General features: G+C 60.2%; 17 protein-coding genes, 1 tRNA gene and 2 pseudogenes. 3 read left to right on the top strand and 17 right to left on the bottom strand.

What is annotated here, in order from left to right:
• Nucleotides 1-29: 29 nt before the first annotated feature.
• A complete protein-coding gene (gene holA / locus ABD833_RS10035) occupies nucleotides 30-1,079 on the bottom strand; it encodes a DNA polymerase III subunit delta (RefSeq protein ID WP_345072712.1) in 1,050 nt (349 codons plus the stop codon).
• Nucleotides 1,080-1,285: 206 nt separating this feature from the next.
• Here holA and tyrS point away from each other — a divergent pair, with 206 nt between their 5' ends.
• Nucleotides 1,286-2,593 carry a tyrosine--tRNA ligase gene (gene tyrS, locus ABD833_RS10030; protein ID WP_345072710.1) on the top strand — a complete coding sequence of 436 codons (1,308 nt, stop codon included), beginning with the start codon at nucleotides 1,286-1,288 and terminating at the stop codon, nucleotides 2,591-2,593.
• Nucleotides 2,594-3,230: 637 nt separating this feature from the next.
• Here the strand turns inward: tyrS and ABD833_RS10025 are convergent.
• Nucleotides 3,231-3,401, bottom strand: a pseudogene (locus tag ABD833_RS10025) (histone H1); the annotation flags it as partial.
• Between the two features lie 251 nt (nucleotides 3,402-3,652).
• Complete coding sequence (locus tag ABD833_RS10020; RefSeq protein ID WP_345072708.1) at nucleotides 3,653-4,891, bottom strand: aminotransferase class I/II-fold pyridoxal phosphate-dependent enzyme; 1,239 nt, start codon at nucleotides 4,889-4,891, stop codon at nucleotides 3,653-3,655.
• 288 nt (nucleotides 4,892-5,179) lie between these two features.
• On the opposite strand from ABD833_RS10020, the gene accC reads away from it, so the two are divergent.
• Nucleotides 5,180-6,685, top strand: coding sequence for an acetyl-CoA carboxylase biotin carboxylase subunit (accC, locus tag ABD833_RS10015; RefSeq protein ID WP_345072706.1), 1,506 nt, complete (start codon nucleotides 5,180-5,182; stop codon nucleotides 6,683-6,685).
• Between the two features lie 719 nt (nucleotides 6,686-7,404).
• Here the strand turns inward: accC and ABD833_RS10010 are convergent.
• From ABD833_RS10010 to ABD833_RS09965, 10 genes are all read right to left on the bottom strand, one after another.
• Nucleotides 7,405-7,884 carry a hypothetical protein gene (locus tag ABD833_RS10010; RefSeq protein ID WP_345072704.1) on the bottom strand — a complete coding sequence of 160 codons (480 nt, stop codon included), beginning with the start codon at nucleotides 7,882-7,884 and terminating at the stop codon, nucleotides 7,405-7,407.
• 397 nt (nucleotides 7,885-8,281) lie between these two features.
• Nucleotides 8,282-10,657 carry a hypothetical protein gene (locus ABD833_RS10005; RefSeq protein ID WP_345072702.1) on the bottom strand — a complete coding sequence of 792 codons (2,376 nt, stop codon included), beginning with the start codon at nucleotides 10,655-10,657 and terminating at the stop codon, nucleotides 8,282-8,284.
• Between the two features lie 168 nt (nucleotides 10,658-10,825).
• Entirely contained in the window at nucleotides 10,826-11,545 is a 720-nt protein-coding gene (bshB1, locus tag ABD833_RS10000) for a bacillithiol biosynthesis deacetylase BshB1 (RefSeq protein ID WP_345072700.1), read from the bottom strand.
• A 264-nt stretch (nucleotides 11,546-11,809) separates the two neighbouring features.
• Entirely contained in the window at nucleotides 11,810-12,913 is a 1,104-nt protein-coding gene (locus ABD833_RS09995; RefSeq protein ID WP_345072699.1) for a peptidoglycan DD-metalloendopeptidase family protein, read from the bottom strand.
• A gap of 540 nt (nucleotides 12,914-13,453) precedes the next feature.
• Nucleotides 13,454-14,401 carry a thioredoxin-disulfide reductase gene (gene trxB, locus ABD833_RS09990; RefSeq protein ID WP_345072698.1) on the bottom strand — a complete coding sequence of 316 codons (948 nt, stop codon included), beginning with the start codon at nucleotides 14,399-14,401 and terminating at the stop codon, nucleotides 13,454-13,456.
• Nucleotides 14,402-14,649: 248 nt separating this feature from the next.
• Nucleotides 14,650-15,513: a sigma-70 family RNA polymerase sigma factor gene (locus ABD833_RS09985; RefSeq protein ID WP_073111364.1), complete on the bottom strand. Its 864-nt coding sequence runs from the start codon at nucleotides 15,511-15,513 to the stop codon at nucleotides 14,650-14,652.
• A gap of 110 nt (nucleotides 15,514-15,623) precedes the next feature.
• Entirely contained in the window at nucleotides 15,624-17,780 is a 2,157-nt protein-coding gene (pnp, locus tag ABD833_RS09980) for a polyribonucleotide nucleotidyltransferase (RefSeq protein ID WP_345072759.1), read from the bottom strand.
• 192 nt (nucleotides 17,781-17,972) lie between these two features.
• Nucleotides 17,973-18,248 carry a 30S ribosomal protein S15 gene (gene rpsO, locus ABD833_RS09975; protein WP_135499481.1) on the bottom strand — a complete coding sequence of 92 codons (276 nt, stop codon included), beginning with the start codon at nucleotides 18,246-18,248 and terminating at the stop codon, nucleotides 17,973-17,975.
• 184 nt (nucleotides 18,249-18,432) lie between these two features.
• Nucleotides 18,433-19,866, bottom strand: coding sequence for an LptF/LptG family permease (locus tag ABD833_RS09970; protein ID WP_345072691.1), 1,434 nt, complete (start codon nucleotides 19,864-19,866; stop codon nucleotides 18,433-18,435).
• A gap of 113 nt (nucleotides 19,867-19,979) precedes the next feature.
• Nucleotides 19,980-20,393 (bottom strand): START-like domain-containing protein, encoded by a 414-nt coding sequence (locus tag ABD833_RS09965; RefSeq protein WP_345072689.1) that lies wholly within the window; start codon nucleotides 20,391-20,393, stop codon nucleotides 19,980-19,982.
• A gap of 138 nt (nucleotides 20,394-20,531) precedes the next feature.
• Between ABD833_RS09965 and ABD833_RS09960 the strand changes: the two genes are divergently transcribed.
• A tRNA-Met gene (locus ABD833_RS09960) sits at nucleotides 20,532-20,605 on the top strand.
• A 648-nt stretch (nucleotides 20,606-21,253) separates the two neighbouring features.
• Here ABD833_RS09960 and rplT read toward each other — a convergent pair.
• The 4 genes and pseudogenes from rplT to thrS form a co-directional block, all read right to left on the bottom strand.
• Nucleotides 21,254-21,598, bottom strand: coding sequence for a 50S ribosomal protein L20 (gene rplT, locus ABD833_RS09955; protein ID WP_345072688.1), 345 nt, complete (start codon nucleotides 21,596-21,598; stop codon nucleotides 21,254-21,256).
• A gap of 146 nt (nucleotides 21,599-21,744) precedes the next feature.
• Entirely contained in the window at nucleotides 21,745-21,939 is a 195-nt protein-coding gene (rpmI, locus tag ABD833_RS09950; protein WP_345072687.1) for a 50S ribosomal protein L35, read from the bottom strand.
• Between the two features lie 201 nt (nucleotides 21,940-22,140).
• A pseudogene (gene infC, locus ABD833_RS09945) lies at nucleotides 22,141-22,689 on the bottom strand (translation initiation factor IF-3); the annotation flags it as partial.
• A 560-nt stretch (nucleotides 22,690-23,249) separates the two neighbouring features.
• A complete protein-coding gene (gene thrS, locus ABD833_RS09940) occupies nucleotides 23,250-25,196 on the bottom strand; it encodes a threonine--tRNA ligase (RefSeq protein WP_345072686.1) in 1,947 nt (648 codons plus the stop codon).
• Between the last annotated feature and the right edge of the window lie 59 nt (nucleotides 25,197-25,255).

The following is a 25,255-nucleotide window of genomic DNA, read 5'->3' as shown; positions in this document are numbered from 1 at the left end:
ACGTTCTTTTTGGCTCGTTCAGCTAACTTCTACCCCACAATGGCGCTCAGCGGCACCGGGTGCAGGATCAGGAACACCAGCTCGCGCAGGATTTCGCCGTCGGTCATCGAGCCGCTTTCCACACCCTTGCTCTGCAAATCGGCGCGGCGGATGAGGTGGATGATGGCCCGGGTGCGGCCGAAGTCGTACACCCGCATGGCCAGGGTATAGTCTTTCTGGGCGAAGCTGTGCATGATGCCGAGCTTCTTGAAGTCGGCGTCGGAGGGGTTGCCGCGCTGGTGCAGCACCAGCAGCTTGGTGAAGAAGCCGAACAGCAGCGTCAGGTTCGGGATGATGGGGTTGGCCCTGGGGTTGGCCTCGAAGTAGGAAAGGATGCGGTTGGCCTTGAGCACGTCGCGCTGGATCAACGCCTTTTGCAGCTCGAAGATGTTGTAGTCCTTGCTGATGCCCACCATGCGCTGCACCAGATCCTCGTCGATGCTGTGGCCGGGCAGCACGTTGAGCAGCAGCTTGTCGATTTCGTTGGTCAGCCGGCCCAGGTCGGGGCCGATATATTCGGCCAGCATGGCCGTGGCCTGGCCCGAAATACTCTGCTGCCGGCTGCGCACGTAGCCCGTAATAAAGGCCGGCACGTTGTTGTCGTAGATTTTCTTGCTGGTAAGCACGGCGGCTTTTTCGGCCAGCAGCTTGCCCAGCTTCTTGCGGGCGTCGAGGGTTTTGTGCTTATAGCAGAACACCAGCACGGTGCTCGTGAGCGGGTTTTTCAGGTAAGCCTCCAGAAACGGCCAGTTCTTCTCCGCCTCCAGATCGGCAATGGCCTGGGCTTCCTTCACAATCACCACCGACCGCTCGGCCATCATCGGGAAGCGGCGGGCCTGGCCCAGAATGGTGGCCAGGTCGGTATCCTTGCCGTAGAGTACCACCTGGTTGAAGCCCCGGTCGGCCTCGGGCAGCACGGTTTGCTCCAGCTTGTCGGCTATCAGGTCTACATAATAAGGCTCCTCCCCCTGCAGGAAGTACACGGGCTGAAACTGCCGCTGCTGAATCTGCTTGAGAAGGTCGTCGGCGGAGAAGGTCAAGTTTTAATTAAGAATTAAGAATTAAGAATTAAGAATTGCCGGACGGGTTCCGGGAGGGCCACAATTCTTCCCACCAAAGGTACAGCTTAGCCCTTACCTTTGCCGTCTGCCTTGGGAGACTTGCGCCTGCCGGGACCATAGATGCCCCGCATCGACCGGTTCTACTTGCCAATTCTTAATTCTTAATTCTTAATTCTTAATTCAACTTGAACCTCCTCGACGAACTCCGCTGGCGCGGGATGCTGCACGATGCCATGCCTGGTACGGCCGAACACCTGGCCGCCCAACAGCCGGTTTCCGGCTACATCGGCTTCGACCCCACCGGCGTATCGCTGCACATCGGCAGCCTGGCTACTATTATGCTGCTGGTGCATCTGCAGCGCGCGGGGCACCGGCCGGTGGCGCTGGTCGGCGGCGCCACGGGCATGATTGGCGACCCTTCCGGCAAGTCGGCCGAGCGGAATCTGCTGGATGAGGACACGCTGCGCCGCAACCAGGCGGGCATTAAGGCCCAGCTGGAGAAGTTCCTCGACTTTACGCCCGGTCCGAATGCCGCCGTCGTGGTCAACAACTATGACTGGTTCAAGGACTTCGGCTTCCTAGATTTCCTGCGCGAAGTGGGCAAGCACCTGACGGTAAACTACATGATGGCCAAGGATTCGGTGAAGCGCCGCCTGGGCTCCGGGGAGGCCGAGGGCGAGCAGCGCGCCGATGGCCTCTCGTTCACCGAGTTCAGCTACCAGCTGCTGCAGGGCTACGACTTTCTGCACCTGTTCCGCACCCTGAACTGCACCCTGCAGATGGGCGGCTCCGACCAGTGGGGCAACATCACGACCGGCACCGAGCTGATCCGCCGCCTCGGCGACTCCGACGCCAAGGCCTACGCCCTGACCACGCCGCTCATCACCAAAGCCGACGGCACCAAGTTTGGCAAGACGGAAGGCGGCAACGTGTGGCTCGACCCCACCATGACCTCGCCCTACCAGTTCTACCAGTTCTTCCTCAACGCCGCCGATGAGGACGCGCCGCGCCTGATCCGGGTGTTCACTTTGCTCACCCAGGCCGAAATCGAAGCCCTGGAAGCTGAGCACGCCCGGGCCCCGCACCTGCGCACCCTGCAAAAAGCCCTGGCCCAGGACGTCACTATCCGGGTGCATTCCGAAGCGGCCTACGAAACCGCGCTGGCGGCCTCCCAGGTGCTCTTCGGCGGTGGCGAGCTCAGCAGCCTCGACGAAGCCACCCTGCTCGACGTATTCGGCGGCGTACCCCAGGTAGAAGTGTCGCGCGCGCTGCTGGCCGAAGCCAACGTGGTAACCCTGCTCAGCGACGCCACCAACGGCGTGATCTTCCCCTCCAAAGGCGAAGCCCGCAAGATGATGCAGAGCGGCGGCGTGAGCCTGAACCGCCAGAAAGTAGCCCCCGAGCAGGTAGCCCTCGATATCCCCCTCCTGCTCGACAAGTATATGGTGGCGCAGAAGGGCAAGAAAAACTACTTCCTCATCAAGCTAAATTAATCCGGACCACGGATTCGTCCAGATTTTTCGGATTGGTCGGATTTTGTAGTTGGCGCGGATGTGAAACCCAACCGCCAGTCACGCAAAAAGGCTACCCGGACGGGTAGCCTTTCTTGTGCCGGAGTAATCGTCCACAAAATCCGACGAATCTATGGCGCGGTACTGTTTGCGCTGCCTGCGTTACTTGGTAATCGTCCACAAAATCCGACGAATCCGAAAAATCCGGACGAATCCGTGGTCCAAAATCCGGACGAATCCGTGGTTCAGCAACGGGCAACTAAAAAGGCCCTGCCGGATGGCTTGTCCTTACCCAAATCTTTTTTGGACTGCTCAGAGCCCACCAAAAGGCCTTTTCTCACCAGCTGACACGGCCTGAAAAACAGCAAATCAGTTTGGCAACCTCGCAAAAAAGCCCTTCCGGCCACATGGCCGGAGGGGCTTTTGAGTTTTGGGTAAGGACAAGGCCGGATGGCAGGGCCTTTTGGTACCGTCCACAAAATCCGCGAAATCCGAAAAATCCGCTGGAATCCGTGGTTCAGACTTACTTCTTCTTGGCGGCAGCAGCTTTCTTGGCGGCCGGAGCAGCGGCAGCTTTCTTAGCCGGAGCAGCCTTGGCAGCGTCAGCGGCCGGAGCGGCGGTGTTCTTCGCGTTCTGAACCTCGGTGCGGATGCTCTGCGCCATGTTCTTCAGCTCCTGCATGCCTTTGCGCACGCGGGTACCAGCGGCTGAGTTCTGCTTGTCGTAGAACTTCTCGAAGTCGCCTTCCAGTGCCATTACGAGGTCTTTCAGTTTGCCAAAGTTGTTCATTGGGGAGGGGTTGATTGGTGTGGGTTAATGTTTTTGACTGGGCCTAATATACAGGGATTTCAAATACAAGCAATAGTTCTACTTTTTTTCTAAACCCCCTTTCCCCGCCCCTAAAGGCATTTTTTACCCCTAAAACACCGCCTGACCAACCACTTCGAACTAGTCACCATCTGGGAATAGCACAAAAAAGCGGCCGGTAACTCCCTGAGTTGCCGGCCGCTTTTGCCACTTTTGCCTAAAAACCGCGCTGATTACACGGTAACCGTATTTTTGGAGTACAGACCCTTATCCAGCTTCACGGCCACGGCCTCGAAGGCAGCAATCGTCTCCCGCACGTCGTCCAGCGTGTGCACGGCCGTGGGGATCAGGCGGAGCATAATCACGCCCTTGGGCACGACCGGGTACACCACGATAGAGCAGAAAATACCGTGATTCTCGCGTAAATCGAAGGTTATTTGGGTGGCATCGGGGATTTCCCCGGCCAGGAACACCGGTGTTACCGGCGACTTGGTAGTGCCCAGGTTGAAGCCCTTTTCGCGCAAACCGCTCTGCAGGGCCCGCACGATCGTCCAGAGGTTGTCTTTCAGCTCGGGCTGGGTCCGCAGCAGCTCCAACCGCTTGATGGCGCCCACTACGAGCGGCATAGGCAGGGATTTGGCGAAAATCTGGCTCCGCATGTTGTAGCGCAAATATTCAATTACACTCTCCGGGCCCGCTACGAAGGCGCCGATGCTGGCCATGCTCTTCGCAAACGTCGAAAAATAAAGGTCAATACCTTCCTGGATGCCCTGCTCTTCGCCCGTTCCGGCGCCCGTAGCGCCCATTGTGCCGAATCCGTGGGCATCATCGACGAACAGGCGGAACTGGTATTTGTCCTTCAATGCCAGCACGCCCTTCAGGTCGCCCATGTTGCCCGACATGCCGAATACGCCCTCGGTAATGACGAGGATGCCGCCGCCGGTTTCGTTGGTGAGGCGGGTGGCCCGCTGGAGCTGCTTTTCGAGGCTCTCCATGTCGTTGTGCGGGTACACGAAGCGCTTGCCCTGGTGCAGCCGTACGCCGTCGATGATGCAGGCGTGCGACTCGGCGTCGTACACAATCACGTCGTGGCGGTTCACCAGCGCATCGATAATAGAAACTACGCCCTGGTAGCCGAAGTTGAGCAGCAGGCAGTCGGGCTTCTTCACGAACTCGGCCAGCTCGTTTTCCAGCTGCTCGTGCAGGTTGGAGTTGCCGCTCATGATGCGCGCACCCATGGGCAGGCCCATGCCGAAGTCGGTGGCCCCGTCGATGTCGGCCTGCCGCACTTCGGGGTGGTTGGCCAGGCCCAGGTAGTTATTCAGACTCCAGGTGAGCACCTCTTTGCCGCGAAAAATCATGCGGGGCTTGATTTCGCCTTCCAGCTTGGGAAAGGTAAAGTAGCCGTGCGCATAGTGGGAATGGCTGCCCAGCGGGCCACGGTTGGAGGCAATCTTCTCGAAAAGATCCACGGAGGAAACGTTAGTTGTGAAAGAAAGTCGGAGAGAACTGTTCTGCAAACTCCGGCAGCTTGTACAAAGTTATGGCAATTCGTAAAGGTAGCCCTTGCCCGCCTGCCGTCCAACTTCGCCTGGCCCGCCTTTAATTTAGGCATTCCGGTTTAGGAAGCCGCAGGAATGGCGTTTCTTTGCCTATTCAGTTGCCAGTTGCGAGTTGCCGGTTGCCAGTTCGTTCTTTCCAGGAACGTCTGCTAACCGGCAACCAGCCACTGGCAACCGGCAACTCACAACTCACAACTCATGAAAATCACCAAGCTCCTCGTGGCCAACCGGGGCGAAATTGCCCTGCGCGTGCTGCGCTCGGCCAAGGAAATGGGCATCCAGACCGTGGCCATCTACTCCGAAGCCGACCGCCAGGCCCTGCACGTACGCTACGCCGACGAGGCCGTGTGCGTGGGCGGGCCGCAGTCGAGTGAGAGCTACCTGCGCGGCGACGCCATCCTGGAAGTATGCCGCCGCCTCGGCGTGGATGCCATTCACCCCGGCTACGGCTTTCTTTCGGAGAATGCCGGCTTTGCCCGCAAGGTGAAGGAAGCCGGGCTGATTTTCGTGGGCCCCTCACCCGAAGCCATGGAGCTGATGGGCGATAAGCTCTCGGCCAAGCAGACCGTGAAAGCCTACAACATTCCGCTGGTGCCCGGCACCGACGAGGCCATTTCGGACGTGGAAGAAGCCAAGCGCATTGCCAGTGAGGTGGGCTTCCCGATTCTGATCAAGGCCTCGGCCGGCGGCGGCGGCAAGGGCATGCGCATCGTCAACAACGCGGCCGAGTTTGAGGAGCAGATGCAGCTGGCCATCAACGAGGCCGTGTCGGCCTTCGGCGATGGGGCCGTGTTCATCGAGAAGTTCGTGACCGGGCCGCGCCACATCGAGATTCAGGTGCTGGGCGACGAGCACGGCAACATCGTGCATTTATTCGAGCGGGAGTGCTCCATTCAGCGCCGCCACCAGAAGGTGATTGAGGAGGCGCCCTCCTCGGTACTCACGCCGGAGCTGCGGGCCGAAATGGGCCGCTGCGCCGTGGAGGTGGCCCGGGCCTGCAACTATACCGGGGCCGGCACCGTGGAATTCCTGCTGGATGATAAGCACAACTTCTACTTCCTGGAGATGAACACCCGCCTGCAGGTGGAGCACCCCGTGACGGAGCAGATTACGGGCCTCGACCTGGTGAAGGAGCAGATCCGCGTGGCCGAGGGGCACCCGCTGGCCTTCACCCAGGAGGACCTGACCATCACCGGCCACGCCCTGGAGCTGCGGGTGTACGCCGAAGACCCGGCCAACAACTTCCTGCCCGACATCGGTACGCTGACCACCTACGTGCGCCCCCAGGGCCCCGGCGTACGCGTCGACGACGGCTTCGAGCAGGGCATGGACATCCCGATCTACTACGACCCGATGATTGCCAAGCTCGTCACCTTCGGCAAAGACCGCACGGAGGCCATTGAGCGGATGCTGCGCGCCATCGACGAGTACCAGATTACGGGCATCCAGACCACGCTGCCCTTCGGCCGCTACGTGCTCCGGCACCCGGCCTTCGTGAGCGGCAACTTCGACACGAACTTCATCCGCGACCATTTCACCCCCGCCGACCTCACCCCCGCCGCCACCGACCCCAACATTGCCAAAGTAGCCGCCGTGCTCACCGCCATGCTGATGACGGAAAAGAAAGCGCCGGTGGTAGCTTCCAGTGATGCTCCGGCCGTTACGGGCTCCAACTGGAAGCGGAACCGAATGGGGGCGCGGTAGAGCAAAAAGTCATTGTAAAGCAAAACGCCCGGCCAGATGGTCGGGCGTTTCGCTTTATAGCGGTTTCGGAATCGGTGTACCGGTCATTGGCTCCGGTCCGGCGGCTTTTTCAGCCGTCGGGCCGGTCGAAGGTCGCGGATATTGTTTCATCCTGGCGGGTTGTTCTGGCGGCAACCGGCCCGACGGCTGAAAAAGCCGCCGGACCGGAGCGTACACCAATCATGAATCCGCTGTATGTGTATACTTGTGACTGGCCCACCTAATGGGGAAGCATACACTTGTAAGCTTCCCCATTAGGTGGGCCAGTCACAAATACAGGATTCAACTGCCTGGCCTACTCCGCTTCGTCTGGAGGAACCTGCGCGGCGTGGTCGTTCCGGCGGTAGGCTGCGCCTCATGCCAGAACAAGTCAAGAGTTACGGCTTCGCCTAAACTCCCCACTGGCGCGAGTTTAGCGCCGCGTAACTCGTGACCAGCCATGACGTGGAGGGTACACCTCCCCTGCCGCGCCAGCGGCAAGCCGGAAACGCGCCGCCTGAAGAAGCTTGGGTAGCGTTATCGTTATAATGGTAATGGGCAGGCGCAGCCTCCTGTTATGGCTGGGCACGAGTTACGCGGCGCTAAACCCGCGCCAGCAGCGGCCACGCTACGCTACATCCCCTCCCGGCCGCTGACGGGCAACGCTGGTGCCTCTGGGTTTTCCGCTGAGTGCGTCAGGGCTACTGCTGCCCGTGCAGCCACGCCTGGGCAGCCTCCAGTTCGGTAAAGGACTGAATGGGCAGGTATGCCTGCAGGCGGGTCAGATATTCCTGAGTCACGAACTGGTTGTACATACTCGGGGTAAACACGTGGGCGCAGGCCCGCAGACCGTACTCCTGGGCCTGGGGCAGCCACTCAAATTCCAGCCAGTCCAGGGCCTCGGTCCAGTCGCCGGTAGCCAGGCTGATGTCGTTGAGCAGCCAGCGGTACTTCAGCTGCTGGGCCAGCAGCAGGGTGGTATGCCCCCCGAAAATCACCGCGTCGGTCGTCAGATTGCTGTGCCACTGGGCGTGCATGAGCTCCTCGGCGGGGTAATAGGTGTAGCGCAGCAGCGGGGATCCGTGCTCGTCGTGCAGAAAAAGCGGCTGCTGCCCATCCCGGAGCTGTAGATACTGCTCCGGATTCGGGGCATCGTAGAAGGCTAACCCAAGGCTGGACATGACGGACGGGACGGAACAAGCTGGACGAAGGGAAGTAAAGTATACATAAAATACTATATACGCTTCCCTGGTCCAAACCGCCCCCCCCAGGGTAAACCCCACTGGCGCCCCCACTGGCGCGAGTTTAGGCGAAGCCGTAACTCGTGCCCAGCTTTGACGCGGAGGTTGAACCTCCACTGCCGCGCCAGCGGCAAGCCGGAACCGCGGCGCCTGGAGAAAGCCTAACGGCGCAGGAGCCACTCAGCCGGGCCGAGTGACGGTGGAAGCCGCTTCGTTGGCAGCCCGCCGGATGTAAAGACGCATCCTGGCGTCTCGGCGTTAAACGACAATCGGTACACCGGCGCGGCCGCCGAGACGCCAGCCTGCGGCCCTACCCGCCACGGTTCACAACACCCTCTCAGTCCCGGATGGCCTCCCAGGTCAGGTAGCGGACCTCGCCGTGCAGGCCCAGGTAGTAGAGGCTGTTGTCGGCCTGACGGACCAGGCCCCCGCCGCAGTTCTGCACGGCCCCGTACTGCTCCCCCACCCACCCGGCGGCCGCCGGCTCGGGAGCCGGGCACCACCGCGCACTGCGGATGTGGTGGCCCCGCTGGTAGAGCAAGGCACTGCTGCCGGTGACGATGATAGGCCCCCGGGCCCCTTCGGTGCCGGTCACGACAGTATGCGCGCCCCACCCCGGCGTGGCGGCGCCATAGTTGTAGCGGGCGCTGCCGATGCTCCCGGCCTGGGTGTGGTAATAGAAGACCACGTCCTCCGAATCGGGGTTGGTCTGCTCCACGGCCAGACTGCCCACGGCATCCCGGACCACGCCCGGCACCGGCTCCCAGGCTCCCCCGACCAGCCGAAGCACCTTGAGCTGGTGGTTGGCGACGTAAGCCACGGTGCCCGGGGCGGGGCAGGCAATGGCCCCCGCCGCCGAATCGACCGCCACATTCAGCGTTGCGTGCGCCCAAGTGCCGTCGGGCTGCTGCTGCACGTAGTCGAGCTGGCCCCGGGTGCTGCGGTAGAAGACGGTGGGCGTGTTGGTCCGCTGCTGCAGCCACCCGGAGGACTCAAACACCAGATCACCGCCCACGTTGGCCGGCACGGCGCTGGTAGCCGAGTCGGTGACGCGGGGCCTCCAGGATTTGGGGGCGGCCTGGTACTCGCAATACGCCACCTTATGGTCGGTGGTGCGGTAGAAAAGCAGCCCGGCCCGCAGAAACAGCAGGTCCCCCGCCGCATTGGTCACGTCCGGGATGGTGCCCAGCTTCCACTGGGGCGGCGCCGCCGCCGCGTCCCAGCGGGCGTAGCGGATCAGCCCGGATCCGGCATCCACCCAGAACAGGGAGCCGTCGGCCTCAACGGCCAGGTTGCTGGCCGCAGTATTAACGGGGCTGCTGGGGTGGTGGGCCCGCACCGGACCGGCCGGGAAGTAAGTCGCCGGCGCCGGGCTCCATAGGGCTTTAATCCGCTGCACCTCCGGGTTGCCCGGGGCATTGAACCGGTAATAGCCCGACTGCGCCCCCGACAGCTTGCGGCGTCCCGGCATTTGCAGGCGCACGGCCGGGGCGTTGCACTGCAGCCAGCCGTGGACGTAGCGCAGCCAGTCGGCGCGGTAGGCCCGGGGCTGCGCGGCAAACCAGCTGATTTCGTCCCAGCCCCACATCCGTTTATGGGCCGCCGGATTGGGGGCTGCCGGGTCGCTGAGGCTGTTATCGAGCTCCACCAGCCACAGGCGCGGATTGTCCGGGCTGCCCAGGCCACTGTTGAATTCGGAGGAGCACTGGTTGCGGATCAGCTGGGTGCCAAACACGGGGGCCCCATAAAAGCTGGGGGTGCCCCCGGTCAGGATTCCCTCCGCGCTGATGGGAGAAGAGTAAAAGTCGAACAGGTCGGTGGCGACCCCGCTGGCTCCGGCCCGAAACAGGATGGGGCGGCGGCTGTGGCAGTCCAATACCACGAAACCCCGGCGCGCCCCCCGCCGCTGGTTCAGCTGGGGGAAGCCCGGGGTGCCGTGGGCGGCAAAGTCCCGGATCTTGCGGAACAGCTCCCGGGTATAGTAGTACGGCGGATGGACCGCGGCCCCCCCTTCGTCCAGCCCCCGGGCATCGTTGACCGCCATCGTGTTCCACTGGCCCATGTGCAGGGCTTCCATATCCGCCGCCAGGTAGCTGCACGCCCGGTAGTAGAGCCACATGCGGGCCTGGAGCCGGGTAACGTCGGGCACCAGAAACGGCTGCTCCTTATCGGTGGCAGTGGGGTCGTTCGGGTCGCTTCTGCGGTAGGCAATGTCGGCCGCCGAAAAAGTCCGGCGCACCGCCGTGGGTTGCCCCCAGGCTTGCAGCACCCACTTCGGAATGGTGATAACGTCGGCGTTGAAGGTCGTAGGGCCGCCGTAGGTAGACTTGGTGGGGTCGGTTTCGCGGCCGGCAATAAACTCGAACACCCCCGCCTGCACGATGCGCTCCGGCACCGGGCCACTCAGCAGGGCCCGGGTATTGCGGTAGCTCCGGCGGAAGTGGGCCTGCTCCTCGGCGTCGCCGTAGGTGGTATTCCACCAGTAGGCGGCCCGCCCGATAAACCGGGCCCCGGTGGTATTGACCGCCGCAATATCCTGGGTGCGGGTGGCCTCCGCGTACCTATCGCTGCACACCCCCTGCATCGATATCGCCTTGCGCAGCACACGCTGCAGGGCGGCGTCGCTGATGGGCGCGGCCGGCTGCACCCGCGCCTGCCCCGTGGCGCGGAGCCCTAAGAACGCCAGCAATAGCAGCAGCAGCGCCGACTTCATAGGCATAGCAGATGGCAGGCTTGGAGGAGCGGTTTCATAAACGGGGGGCCGCTGGCAGACACCCGAAGGGTCGCGTTGCTGCACCCTGGGTATAGGGTTTGGGAAACTGCTCTAAATAGATGCTGTACGCCTGGTAGCAGCCCGAAGGCCGGGCCTGTAACCAGCCGCTTAAATCAGGTCCGTCAGCTGGCGTACGCCCACCACCCGCTCGCGGGTGAAGCCTTCGCCAAACTCCACCCCGATCAGGTGGCCGAACTCGCGGGCCCGGGCTTCCATGAACTTGGTGAACACCGGCGTAGACAGGTAGGTGACGGGCTCGGTGCTTTCCAGGTCGAAGAACTGCGTTTTGTAGGCCAGAATCGACTCCCACTTCTTCGCCCAGTGCCCGGTGATATCCACCACGAAGTCGGGGCTGATCTGGCGGTCCTGAATGAAATGATACACGTGCTTAGGCCGCCACGCGGCTTGGGGCTGGCCGTCGGCACCGAAGGTTTCAATCATCCTGAGGCCGGCCAGAAAGCAGGCGTCGGAAATGAGCTGGGCACCGCGGCCGTGGTCGGGGTGGCGGTCGTGGATGGCGTTGCAGAGCACGATGTCGGGCTGGTAGCGGCGCAGGGCGGCAATGATGGGCAGCTGATGTTCCCGGTCGTTGCGGAAGAAGCCGTCCGGCAGCCCCAGGTTCTCGCGGGCGTGCAGGCCCAGAATCCTGCTGGCCGCCGCCGCTTCGGCCGCCCGGCTGGCGGGGGTACCCCGCGTACCCAGCTCGCCCCGGGTAAGATCTACAATCCCTATTTTCTGCCCCGCCGCCGCCGCCGCCAGCATAGTGCCGGCCGCCGACATCTCCACGTCATCCGGGTGGGCCGCAATGGCCAGAATATCAAGTTTCATTGTTTTTGGGGGCTTGGGATCTTGGGGGCTTAGGGGGTTGGGGTCTTAGGGTCCTGGGAGCTTGGTTTTTATCGTCTGTCATCCTGAGCCTGCGAAGGACCTTCCTCCTAGTTTACTGCACTGGCCATTCAACGCACAAAGTCCTTTCCCGCGCAATGGTAAAGGGCTTTGCTCATTTCACCATGCTTTGTAGTGTCGAGCAGGAAGGTCCTTCGCAGGCTCAGGATGACAGACGACATAAAACCAGGCACCAGGCACCAGGCCCTACTTCACCCGGAGCGTTTTGCCGACTTGCAGGGTGCGCACGTTGCCATTGAGCCGGCGCAGCTGGGCCTGGGAGACGCCGTACTTCTGGGCCACTTCCGAAAGCGTGTCGCCGCTGCGAATGCGGTGCGTGACCACCCGGCGCGCCGACGATGGGCGGCTGGAGGAGCGGTGCGCGGCCTTGGCCCGCAGGGCGCGGCTGTAGTAGTCGAACAGTGAGGAGGTGATCTGGAAGTTATCCTGCTTGAGCTTATAGTCGGGGAAGTCGTACATGCGCTCCGGGTCGATGGGGTTGCCCTCGTAGCGGACCTCAAAGTGCAGGTGCGAGCCGCTGCTGCGCCCCGTGCTGCCCCCCAGCCCGATGACCTGTCCGGCTTTCACGAACGTGCCGGGCTTCACCAGCGCCCGGCTCAGGTGGCCGTAGAGGGTTTCAATACCGTTGTAGTGGCGCACCAGCAGGTAGTTGCCGTAGCCCCCGCCGTCCCATTTCGAAATGCGCATCACCCCGTCGAAAGCCGCCCGCACGGAGTCGCCGGTTTCCAGGTCCAGGTCTACGCCGTAGTGCCAGCGGTAGCCGCGGAAGCCGAAGTCGGAGGTGAGCGGGGTGGTGCGCAGGGGCATCTTGCCAAAGCGCTGCTTTTCGGGCTCGGTAAGGTGCAGCATGAGCGTATCCCGGATCCGGCGGCCATCTACCCGGTAGGGATTAATGTTGTGGGTGTCCCAGATGGAATAATAGCCCGCCACCTTCACCCAGGAGCTGTCGATGAGCACCTGCTCCGACACCTCCACAATCTGCTGTTCGCCCTCGTCGAGGGTCGTGGTATCCTCACTGACGAGGGACAGTTTCTTGGCCGGATTGAAGAAGATCGACTTGGCCGCTTCCGAGTTGTCGTCGGGCAGGTCCTGGGTTTCAATCAGCACCGTGGTATCGGGCCGTACGTAGCGGATGGTGGGCGACTTGATCCGAAAGAAATCCTTGCGCTGCCCGGCCGACCCCGCCTTGGCTTTCGGCACCGTGGCTTTGCGGCGCTGGGCCTGCGCCGCCCCGGGCGTGGCCCAGAACAGCATCAGCAACAGCAGCGGCCCCAGCCAGTATTTAAGCAAATGAAGCAAAGGCAGAGTGGTGAAATGTGGGTAATGTGGGTAATGTGATTAATGTGCTGATGTATTAATGTGCTAATGTGATTAATGTGCTGATGTGCTATAGCGGTTTCGCGAACGGTGTAGGTCCCGGTCCGGCGGCTTTTTCAGCCGCCGGACCGGTTTCCGTTAGCTGACGCTGTTCAGGCGGCATAGCTCAAGCGACGACCGGCCCGACGGCTGGTAGCCGCCGGACCGGCAGCCACACCGTGCGCGAAACCGCTATAATGTGATTAATGTGCTGATGTAATTAATGTGCTGATGTGGGGAATGTGAATTGATGTGCTGATGTGGGGAATGTGAATTGATGTGCTGATGTGGGGAATGGGCGGTTTCTGCTTTGCCAGGTAGGATAACTGCTTCACCAGCTACCAGAAAGGGGGTTGTCCCTTGTTGGCTTGAGCTAAAAGCCTGTTTCCAACATCAGCCCATTACCCACATTGCCCACATCAGCACATTGCCCACATTCCCCACATCAGCACATTAATCACATTACCCACATTATCAGTGTTCGCCCAGGGCGGCCAGGTAGCGCTCGGCATCCAGGGCGGCCATGCAGCCGGTGCCGGCGGCCGTCACGGCCTGGCGGTAGGTGAAATCCTGCACGTCGCCGCAGGCAAACACGCCATCAACGTTGGTTTTGGACGAGCCGGGAATGGTTTTCAGGTAGCCCTGCTCGTCGTGGTGCAGGTAGGGCTGGAAAATCTTGGAGTTAGGGTCGTGCCCGATGGCCACGAAGAAGCCCTCTACTGCCAGGTCGCGGGTTTCGTGGGTCAGCGTATTCTTTACCCGCACGGCTTCCACGGCGTGCTCGCCCAGAATCTCGTCGGTCACCGTGTTCCAGAGCACCTCAATCTTGGGGTTGTCCACCACGCGCTTCTGCATGATTTTCGAAGCCCGCATCTCCCCTTTCCGCACCACCATGTACACCTTGCGGCACAGGTTAGCCAGGTAGGTGGCTTCTTCGGCCGCCGTATCGCCGGCCCCCACAATCACCACATCCTTGCCGCGGTAGAAAAATCCGTCGCACACGGCGCAGGCCGATACGCCCGAGCCGTTCAGCCGGGCCTCCGACTCCAGCCCCAGCCACCTGGCCGAGGCGCCGGTAGCAATAATTACGGAGTCGGCCGTAATCTGCTTGCTTTCGTCAATCGTGATTTTGTGCGGGTGACTGGAAAAGTCCACCGCCGTGGCCAGCCCGTAGCGCACGTCGGTGCCAAAGCGGGCGGCCTGCTTTTTCATGTCCTCCATCATTTCGGGGCCCATCACGCCATCGGGGTAGCCGGGAAAGTTCTCCACGTCGTTGGTGATGGTAAGCTGGCCGCCGGGCTGCAAACCCTGGTACATCACGGGAGCCATGTTGGCCCGGGCCGCGTAAATGGCCGCCGTATAGCCCGCCGGGCCGGAGCCGATAATCAGACACTTAATGTGTTCGGTGGTGGTAGTATCCATTGCTTTGGAAAAGCAGAGTTGATGAAATGAATTGCAAAAGTAATCCGGCAGCCGGATTCTGCCACTGCAAGCTAACAGAACGTCAGGCCGAGCGCCGCGAAGCACCTCGCCCGTTTCGCCTGAATGGTATAACAACGAAGCGGGCGGGATGCTTCGCGGCGCTCAGCATGACGTTTTAAAGGCCGGCAGTCCGCCAACAAAAAACCCCAACTGAGGGCTGGGGCTTTTTGAGGATGAGACGGTAAAAACTATCCCAGATACGGTTTCAGCGCTTTGGAGCGCGACGTATGCCGCAGGCGGCGAATGGCCTTCTCCTTAATCTGGCGCACCCGCTCGCGGGTCAGGTTGAACTTCTCCCCGATTTCTTCCAGGGTCAGGGAATGCTCCCCGTTCAGGCCGAAATAGAGCGTAATCACGTCGGCTTCGCGCTTGGTGAGCGTGCTCAGGGCGCGCTGCACTTCCTTGCGGAGCGAGTCGTTCATCAGGCCCGTGTCGGGGCTCTCCTCGTCCTCATTTTCGAGCACGTCGAGCAGGCGGTTTTCCTCGCCCTGCACGAAAGGAGCATCCACGGACACGTGGCGGCCCGAGATTTTCAGGGTATCCACCACTTCCGAGGTGGTCAGCTCCAGCACTTCAGCAATTTCCTCGGGCGAAGGCTCGCGCTCAAATTTTTGCTCCAGCTCGGAGAAGGATTTGCTGATCTTGTTCAGCGAGCCCACCCGGTTCAGCGGCAAACGCACAATGCGCGACTGCTCGGCCAAAGCCTGGAGAATCGACTGACGAATCCACCATACGGCGTAGGAGATGAATTTGAAACCGCGGGTTTCGTCGAAGCGCTTGGCGGCTTTAATCAGGCCGAGGTTGCCCTCGTTGATGAGGTCACCCAGCGACAGGCCCTGGTTCTGGTACTGCTTGGCAACCGACACCACGAAGCGCAGGTTGGCTTTGGTCAGTTTCTCCAGCGCCTGCTGGTCGCCTTCTCTAATGCGCTGCGCCAGCGTTACCTCCTCGTCGGGAGTGAGCAAATCAACCTTGCCAATTTCCTGGAGGTACTTATCCAGCGACTGGCTTTCGCGGTTGGTGATCTGCTTGCTTATTTTAAGCTGTCTCATTGCGGGCGCGAAATTGTATTTTTGAAAGTATTAATCATCACTAGGGCCTTCCTAGAGGTCGGCAATTGTAAACAACGTGCCGACCTCCGTGAAAGTTCGCTAAGGTTGCTTTAGCCTTGAGCCTCGTCGGCGGCCCGCTCGGGCTTGGGCAGCAGGGCCTTGCGCGAGAGGCGGTACTTGCCCGTTTTCTTGTCGATGTCCATCAGCTTCACGTCGATTTCCTGGCCTACCTCGAGCACGCCTTCCAGCGCGTTCAGGCGCTCGTGCGATACTTCCGAGATGTGCAGCAGGCCATCCTTGCCCGGCATGATTTCCACGAACGCGCCGTAGGGCTGGATGCTGCGCACCTTGCCTTTGTAGGTTTCGCCCACTTCCGGCGTGGCCGCAATGGCGCGGATCCGGTCGATGGCCGCCTGCATGTCTTCCTGGTTGGAAGCGTAGATGCTTACGTGGCCTTTCTCGTCCTTCTCCTCGATGATCACCGTAGCGTTGGTGTCTTTCTGGATCTGCTGGATAACCTTGCCGCCGGGCCCGATTACCGCGCCGATGTACTCCTTGTCGATCAGCATCTTGTGCGAGCGGGGCGTGTGAGGCTTCAGCTCCGCGGCCGTCTCGCTGATGGTCTTGGCCATCTCGCGCAGAATGTGCAGGCGGCCTTCGCGGGCCTGGTGCAGGGCGGCGGTCATGATTTCGCTGCTCAGGCCCTGGATTTTGATGTCCATCTGGCAAGCCACGATACCTTTCTCGGTGCCGGTTACTTTGAAGTCCATGTCGCCGAGGTGGTCCTCGTCGCCGAGGATGTCGCTCAGCACGGCGTACTCGCCGGTTTCCTTGTCCTGCACGAGGCCCATGGCGATGCCCGAAACGGCCGCGCGCACTTTAATGCCCGCGTCCATCAGAGCCATCGAAGCGGCGCAAACCGTCGCCATCGACGACGAGCCGTTCGACTCCAGGATGTCCGACACGATGCGGATGGTGTAGGGGTTTTCGTCGTCGGAAGGCAATACCTTCTTCAACGAGCGCATGGCCAGGTTGCCGTGGCCGATTTCCCGGCGGCCGGGGCCGCGGTTCGGCTTCACCTCGCCGGTCGAGAAGGCCGGGAAGTTGTAGTGCAGCATGAACTTGCTGTAGCCCGAGGTCATGGCCGTGTCGATGATCTGCTCATCGAGCTTGGTACCCAGGGCGACGGTGGTCAGCGACTGGGTTTCGCCGCGGGTGAACAAAGCCGAGCCGTGGGCCCCGGGCAGGTAGTTCACCTCGCTCCAGATCGAGCGAATCTGGGTTAGGGCGCGGCCGTCGAGGCGGGTGCGCTCCTTGATCATCATGTCGCGGATGCCTTTCTTCTCCGCCGAAGCGTAGTAGCGGCCGAACATTTTCATGTCCAGCTCCGGGTTTTCTTCGAGCAATTGAGCCAGCAGCGGCTTCTTGATGGCGCCGAAAGCGTCCTTGCGGCCGGCCTTGCTGGGGTTGCCCGACTTGGCTACGTCGTACGCTCCCTGGTGCACGGCCTGCATGATCTGCTGCTTCAGCGCGTCATTCTCCTCGTACTGCGGATACTCGCGCTTCACGTGGGACTTTACCACCTCGGCGGCCAGCTCGCGCTGCACGCGCACCTGCTCCTTGATGGCAACGTGGGCGAAGGCAATGGCTTCTACCATCTCCTCTTCGCTCACTTCGTTCATCTCGCCTTCCACCATGGCAACCGAGTCAGCGGTAGCACCGACGATGAGGTCGATGTCGGCGCGGGCCAGGTCGGCGGTCAGCGGGTTGATCTGCAGCTTGCCGTCGATGCGGGCTACGCGTACTTCCGAAATCGGACCGGCGAAGGGAATGTCCGAAATCGACAGGGCGGCCGAGGCGGCCAGGGCAGCCAGGGCGTCGGGCTGCACGGTCTTATCGGCCGAAATCAGCGTTATCATCACCTGCACCTCGTAGTGATAGTCCTTGGGGAACATCGGCCGCAGGATGCGGTCTACAATGCGGCACACCAGGATTTCGTAGTCCGACAGGCGGCCTTCGCGGCGCTGGAACGAGCCGGGAATGTTACCGGCACCACCAAATTTCTCCTGGTAATCCACCGACAGCGGCAAAAAGTCCACGTCGCCGCGGGAGCTGGGCTGCGACACGACCGTGGCCAGCAGCATCGCGTCGCCGAGGCGCACGACGACGGCACCGTCGGCGAATTTGGCCAGCTTGCCGGTTTCCAGGGTAATCTGCCGACCGTCGGGCAGGGTAATGCTCTTGGTAATAGCGTTGTAGTTGGGCATCGAGGAGTGCTTTTTAAAAGCGTGCAGCGGGCGAGCAGCCAAAAGAACGGAACCGGCAACGGGGCCCTTCTACTCTGAAAATCAAGGTACTTCGGGAAGAAAACAACGAAAGCCGCGCAAGTGCTGACGGCTCCGAATAAAAAAAGAGTAGGGAACCCTCGCAGTGAGGGTTCCCTACTCCAGCGAGGTGGGTTACTTGCGAATGCCCAGCTCCTTGATGATGGCGCGGTAGCGGTTGATTTCGCGGTGCTGCAGGTAATCCAACAGCCGGCGACGCTTACCAACGAGCTTCAGCAAACCCAAACGGGTCGAGAAGTCCTTCTTGTTTACCTTCAGGTGCTCCGTCAGGTGGGTGATGCGGTGCGTGAACAAGGCAATTTGCGATTCAGCCGAACCCGTGTCGGTTGAGGTCTTGGCGAGGCTATTCTTTTCGAAAATAGACTGCTTGATTTCGGTAGTGAGTTTCATCGGCAGATAGGTTCCCCCGTCTTGGATTAAGCGTGAAAAAAAGAGAAAAGGACCACCCCGCATTTCGGGATGGCCGCAAAGGTACATTTTTAATTAACAATTAACAATGAGCCTACGCCTTTCTGCCCGGGCCGGGTTGCCCAATTGCTCATTGATCATTGCTCATTGATCATTGTTGGTTGACTCACACCGACCGCTGGTAGCCGCGGAACGGCCAGCGCAGCTTCGCGGGGATCAGGCGGCCGAAGTCCAGCTCGAGCAGACCCGAGTCGCGGCGGGCCTGATTGAGGAATACCAGCCCGGCAGGCAGCAACAGGATGGTGGACATCCACATGCCAATGCCAACCGGCATCACGCCCTCCCGGCCGTACTTCTCGCCCATGATGGACAGCACGTAGTAGACGATGAAAAACACGATAGAAATCAGTACCGGCACCCCCAGCCCGCCTTTTTTGATGATGGCGCCCAAGGGTGCGCCAATCAGAAACATGAGCAGAATGGCTACCGACTGCACATACTTGCGGTAAATCTCAATGCGGAAGTTGCCCGCTTCTTTGGCCAGGTTGCTCAGCCGCTCGCCCGTGCTGCCAGCATAAGCCTTCACGTTCCGGGCCCGGTTGGCGGCCTGCTCCAGAAACTGAGCATTCACCGCCGGCAGGCGGGTGGTCGCGACCTGCCAGCTTTCAATGCGACGGGCCTGCTTCTGGCCGGTAGTATCAAAGCGCAGGTAAGTGTAGTAGGGCGTCAGCTGCTGAGGCAGCTGCTTACGCTCCAGCGTCAGCCGCTGATGCAAAGAGTCGGTATAGCTTTTCAGCTGCGGCAGATTCTTCATCATCTTGTTTTCGGCGAACAGCTCCTTTTTGGTCCGGTTCAGGTCGAACGACGACAGCGAGAAGGTAATCATGTTGCGGTCAAACGCCTCGCGCACGAAGCTGGCGCCGGCCCGGTCGCGGGCATCGGGCTGCTCCACGTACATCGTGCCCCGAAACAGCTCCAGGCCCAGATACTGCCCCCCAAAGCGCGTGAACATGCGGCCGGAGTCGGCCAGAATCACGGTGGAATTGCCCTGCCCGTTGGTGTGGTCGTAGATCATGACCCCCATTAGCACGTCGCCATTCTCCCCCAGCTTCTGGTTCACCTTGATCGTGTAGCCCGGAATGCCATTATAAAACACGCCTTCCCGGATATCCAGCGCCAGCTTCTGCTGGCGCAGGTCCCAGAGCAGGCTGTAAGCGCTCAGGTTGGCCTTGGGCACAATGGTATTATTGAACCAGAACGAAAAGCCCGCCAGGGCCACGGCAACCAGCAACACCGGCCGTAGAATCCGGGTCAGGGATATGCCGGAGGTTTTAATGGCGGTCAACTCATGGTGCTCGCCCAGCGTGCCGTAGGTCATCAGCGACGAAAGCAGCACGGCCAGGGGCAGGGAAACCGGCACCATCAGCACACTGAAGTAGAACAGGAGCTGGGAAATTATGGCCACTCCCAGGTCTTTACCTACCAGGTCGTCCAGATACTTCAGCATGTACTGGGTGAGCAGAATGAACTGCACCACGGCCAGCGTCAATAGAAACGGCCCGGCAAAAGCGCGTAAAATTAATTTATCGAGTTTTTTCATGAACGGTACTCCCCGCATCCACATCGGACAGGGCCAACAAAAAAAGGAGTAAGAGTAAAACGAAGGTACGCCCCGTTTCGCTCTTACCCCTCCCGGATTTTTTTGGGCTGACTCTAGCCGCCGACTAATTCACGCAGCTTCAGCACCAGGCCCTCCCACATGTCCAGCAGCTCACTATCGTCGGTTTCTTCCGAATAATCGACGATTCGCAGGTAGACTTCCTGCGTCAGCTGCGACTCTTCCAGCGTAAAATCCAGATAGTTCGCGTCGGTGGTATGCCGCTTATTCTGATCCAGAAAGACAAAACGAACCGAACGATTCGTGCGGTGAGAGCTCATCTCGGCAAAATGAGGCTGGTTGTCCCAGATAAAGTTGTAGCGATGATCTTCATCGATGTGCACATCCTGGCAATACCATTGCGAAAGTCCCGAGGCCGAAGCCAGGTAGGGATAAAGGATTTTGGGCGAAGCATTTACGGGTAACTCTACCGTAAAGCGGTGTTTGGAACGAGTAGCAGAAAGCGGCATAAGCTGAACAAAACAAGGAAAGAGGGCTGACCTTCGGCTGACTCAATAGCGGGTCGGGGCCAATATACGCGGGTTTTTTTTCATGTAGGGCTTGCACGGGTTCGAATCTTGTTCCTACCTTTGCGGCACCAAAAACCCGGCGGGGTAGCTCAGTTGGTTAGAGCACAGGATTCATAACCCTGAGGTCGGCGGATCGTACCCGCCTCCCGCTACCTGGTGAAACCGCATCGGCCTTTCCGCCGGTGCGGTTTTCTTTTTTTCGCGGAGTGCAGTATCTCAGGCTACCTTAGGCTACCATCCTTGCCGGCTGCTGGCCGGGGCTGCTTTTCTCCCCTATGCCGCGGGAATTTAAAAACCCGTTTGGTAAGACCTGCCTCCCGACCGGATACGATACCGCCCGGAACTGGGTGTATAACAGCCGGCAGGGCCTGCTCTCGACCGACGCGGTGATTCAGGGCGGCCCGGGCGTACTGACCCTATCAGAGGCTCCTCACTGGCACTACATGCTTAATAATAATCGGGGCTAATAGGCTCGTGGCAGCAGGCCAACGACTGGATTGAGCAGCAATGGCTGCCCAAGGCTCTACGGGCCGGCCTCCAGCGCTTCGCCCACATCGTTTCCCCGGGGGTATTTAGTCAGGCCTCGGCGGAAGAAATGCACTTACGCGTGGGCAGCAAGTCCGGGATGCGCCTGTTCCAGGAGATGAGTACAGCTCGCCACTGGCTGCTGGAAGCCCTGCACCAGGTTCCTCAACGGACGTGAGCCTGCCGCTCCCATAAAGGTTTTTTTCAACACCAGGAGCACAAAAAAAGAGCCTGACCATATGGTCAGGCTCTTTTTTTGTGCTCCTGCAAAAGATCTACTTGATCTTCTCCACGATGCCTTTGAAGGCTGCGGGGTGGTTCAGAGCCAGGTCAGCCAGCACCTTACGGTTGAGCTCGATACCGGCTTTCTTCAGGCCGCCCATCAGCTGCGAGTAGGACAGGCCGTGCTCACGGGCACCAGCGTTGATACGCTGAATCCAGAGGGCGCGGAACTCCCGCTTTTTGGTTTTACGGTCGCGATAAGCGTAGAGCAGCGCTTTTTCAACGGCGTTTTTGGCAACGGTCCATACGTTTTTGCGACGGCCGAAATAGCCTTTCGCCAGACGCATTACTTTCTTGCGGCGGTGGCGCGAGGCCACATGGTTTACACTTCTTGGCATAACCTACTTTTTTTTGGCGGCCGGTGACTATTCAATAAAGTCTTCGAGACCGGACACCGGGTTGGAAAATTGTTTGGTTTTTGGTTGGCGGTTTTTGGTTTTTGGCCCGAAGAGTCAAAAACCAAAAACGGACAGCTAAAAACCAATCAGATATTCAGCATGTCCTTCACGCGGTTCATGTCCGCGGAGCTTACCAAGGTGATGTGCGTCAGATTACGCTTTTGCTTGGTCGTCTTCTTGGTCAGGATGTGGCTTTTGAAGGCGTGCTTCCGCTTCACCTTGCCCGAGCCGGTGAGCGTAAAACGCTTCTTAGCACCGGATTTCGTCTTTACTTTTGGCATTGTGGTATGATTGAGAAAAAAAGAAAAAGCTGGTTAGTGGGCCGCAACAGGCCGAAGCCTCCTTGCGGCCGACGGTAGCTACTCAGCGGCGGCCGGGGTCGGAGCCTCGGCAGCCGCAGGGGCCTCGGCCGCAACAGGAGCCGGTTTGGCGGCGGGAGCCGCGGCACCTTCTTTGGCGACCGGCTTAGGCTTCGCCACCGATGGAGCCACCTTCGGGGCCAGGTAAAGGAACATCCGCTTGCCTTCGAGCTTAGGCAGCTGCTCTACTTTGGCCAGCTCCTCGAGGGCCTGGGCAAATTTGAGCAGCAGGATTTCGCCCCGCTCCTTGAAGACGATAGAACGCCCGACGAAGTGCACGTACGCCTTGATCTTGGCACCTTCCTTCAGGAATTCCTGGGCGTGCTTCAGCTTAAAGGCGAAATCGTGGTCGTCGGTGTTCGGGCCGAAGCGAATTTCCTTGAGGATCACTTTCGTGGCCTTGGCCTTCATCTCGCGGGTGCGCTTCTTCTGCTCGTACTTGAATTTCGAGTAGTCGATAACGCGGCACACGGGCGGGACGGCGGTAGGCGAAATCTCCACGAGGTCGAGATTCTGCTCCTGGGCCATTTTGCGGGCCTGCTCAATCGGGTAAATGCCTTGCTCGATGTTTTCACCGACCAGGCGTACCTCACGGGCCGTAATCTTCTGGTTGATTTTGAACGGCTCCTCCACCTGAGCGCGGGGGATGTAGCGGCGATTTGGGGTAGCTATGAGTTGGTCCTCCTTCTGAAAGGTGAGCTTAAAAGTCTGTTTGTACTCATTGGGCCACGAAAATACGTATTTCGGCAGTCCTATGAGGGGGCGAATATCCGGCTTTTTTTCGAATCTAAAAAAGCGGCTATATAAAATAGCCCAGAAAGCCGCCCGCCACGGGTCTCTGACAAGGAATTATGAGCTGGGATAGTTCGAATACGGTGGTCATTGCCAGTAGCGCAAAGCAATCTATTCTGCGCAACCCACCTCCTTTCTCTCAGGTAGAAAGCCCCGACGGGAGTGTCCGTCGGGGCCTTCTCGAAAACTTTTGTAGCGGCAGCGAGGAAGCTTTCACGCAGGGTCTCGCAGAGGTAAAGCGCAGGGTTCCGCCGTATTTTTACTGAATGGCACTGCGAGACCCTGCGCTTTACCTCAGCGGAACCCTGCGTGAAATATATCCGGGCAAGCCCGCTCAAGATTTGGGGAATGACAAGGCGGGAGTGTCCGTCGGGGCCTTCTCGAAAAAAGAGCGGGGCTCCGTTCAGAGGACGGATCGCTTCATTCCTCGCAACGACAGCTTATGCTTTCCCGTCCATCAGCTCCGCTACCTGAGCCTGGAAGCTTTTGATGAAGGCATCGATGGGCATGGAGCCTAAGTCGCCCTCCCCGTGCTTGCGCACCGAGACGATACCGTTTTCCTGTTCCTTTTCGCCCACGATGAGCATGTAGGGAATCTTGGAGATTTCGGCGTCACGGATTTTACGACCGATTTTCTCGTCGCGGCTGTCCAGGGTGCCCCGCAGCTCGGCCTGTATCAGGCGGTCGTACACCTGCTGGGCGTAGTCCTGATACTTCTCCGAGATGGGCAATACGGCGAACTGCTCGGGCGAAAGCCAGAGCGGGAAGTTGCCGCCGCAGTGCTCGATGAGCACGGCCACGAAGCGCTCCAGCGAGCCAAACGGAGCGCGGTGAATCATCACCGGGCGCTGACGCGAGTTGTCGGAGGCCACGTATTCCAGGTCGAAGCGCTCGGGCAGGTTGTAGTCGACCTGAATGGTACCGAGCTGCCACCGGCGGCCCAGGGCGTCGCGCACCATGAAGTCGAGCTTGGGGCCGTAGAAGGCCGCCTCGCCCAGTACGGTCACGGTAGTCAGGCCTTTCTCGGCGGTAGCCTCCTGAATGGCGCTTTCGGCGCGGGCCCAGTTTTCGTCCGAGCCGATGTACTTGGTCTTGTTCTCCGGGTCGCGCAGGCTGATCTGGGCCGTGAAGTCGGGGAAATCCAGGGCTTTGAGCACGTAGAGCACAATGTCAATAACCTTCAGAAACTCCTCCTTCACCTGATCGGGGCGGCAGAAGATGTGGGCGTCGTCCTGGGTGAAGCCGCGGACGCGGGTCAGGCCGTGCAGCTCGCCGCTTTGCTCGTAGCGGTACACCGTGCCGAACTCCGCCAGACGCACCGGCAGGTCGCGGTACGAGCGGGGCTCGGTTTTGTAGATCTCGCAGTGGTGGGGGCAGTTCATCGGCTTGAGGAAGAATTCCTCGCCGGGGTTAGGCGTCTTGATGGGCTGGAACGAGTCGGCCCCGTACTTCTCGTAGTGGCCCGAGGTCACGTAGAGCTCCTTGGAGCCGATGTGCGGGGTCACGACGGGCAGGTAGCCGGCCTTCATCTGGGCCCGACGCAGGAACTGCTCCAGCTTTTCGCGCAGGGCAGTGCCTTTGGGCAGCCACAGGGGCAGCCCCGCTCCTACCTTATCCGAAAACGCGAACAGCTTCAGCTCCTTGCCCAGCTTGCGATGGTCGCGGCGCTTGGCTTCCTCCAGCTTTTCGAGGTATTCGGTAAGCTCCTTGGCTTTAGGGAAGGTGATGCCGTAGATGCGGGTGAGCTGCTTGTTCTTTTCGTCGCCGCGCCAATAGGCGCCGGCCACGTTGAGCAGCTTCACGGCCTTGATAGGCGAAGTATCGGGAATGTGGGGGCCGCGGCACAGGTCGGTGAAATCACCCTGGGTGTAGAAGGTGATGGTGCCGTCGTCGAGGCGCTCCAGCAGATCCAGCTTGTAGGGGTCGGCCTTCTCGGTGAAGTAGGCAATAGCGTCGGCCTTGCTCACGGCGCGGCGCTCGTAGGGGCTTTTCTTCTTGGCCAGCTCCAAGATCTTCTTCTCGATTTCGGGGAAGTCCTCGGAGGAAATCGTGCGGCCTTCACCCAGGTCGATGTCGTAGTAGAAGCCGTTTTCGATGCTCGGCCCGATTCCCAGCTTTACGCCGGGGTACAGCGCTTCGAGCGCCTCCGCCAGCAGGTGAGCGGAGGAATGCCAGAAGGTCGACTTGCCGTCCTCGTCGTTCCAGGTCAGGATTTCGAGCTTGGCACTTTGGTCGAGGGGCCGGTGCAGGTCGCGCACTTCACCGTTGACGCGGACGCCGAGGGCGTTGCGGGCGAGGCCTTCACTGATACTGGCGGCGACGTCGTAGCCCGTGGCGCCATCTACAAACTGGCGCACGGAACCGTCGGGGAGCGTAATGTCAATCATGTTGAAAAGGGGGAAAAGAAGCTATACAAACAGCGTGAAGCCGCAAGTTAGAAGTTAAA

It is taken from the genome of Hymenobacter fastidiosus, from assembly GCF_039539565.1.
Classification (GTDB): Bacteria; Bacteroidota; Bacteroidia; order Cytophagales; family Hymenobacteraceae; genus Hymenobacter; species Hymenobacter fastidiosus.
The sequence above is the reverse complement of the archived record's forward strand: the minus strand, read 5'-3'. Positions and strand labels throughout refer to the sequence as shown.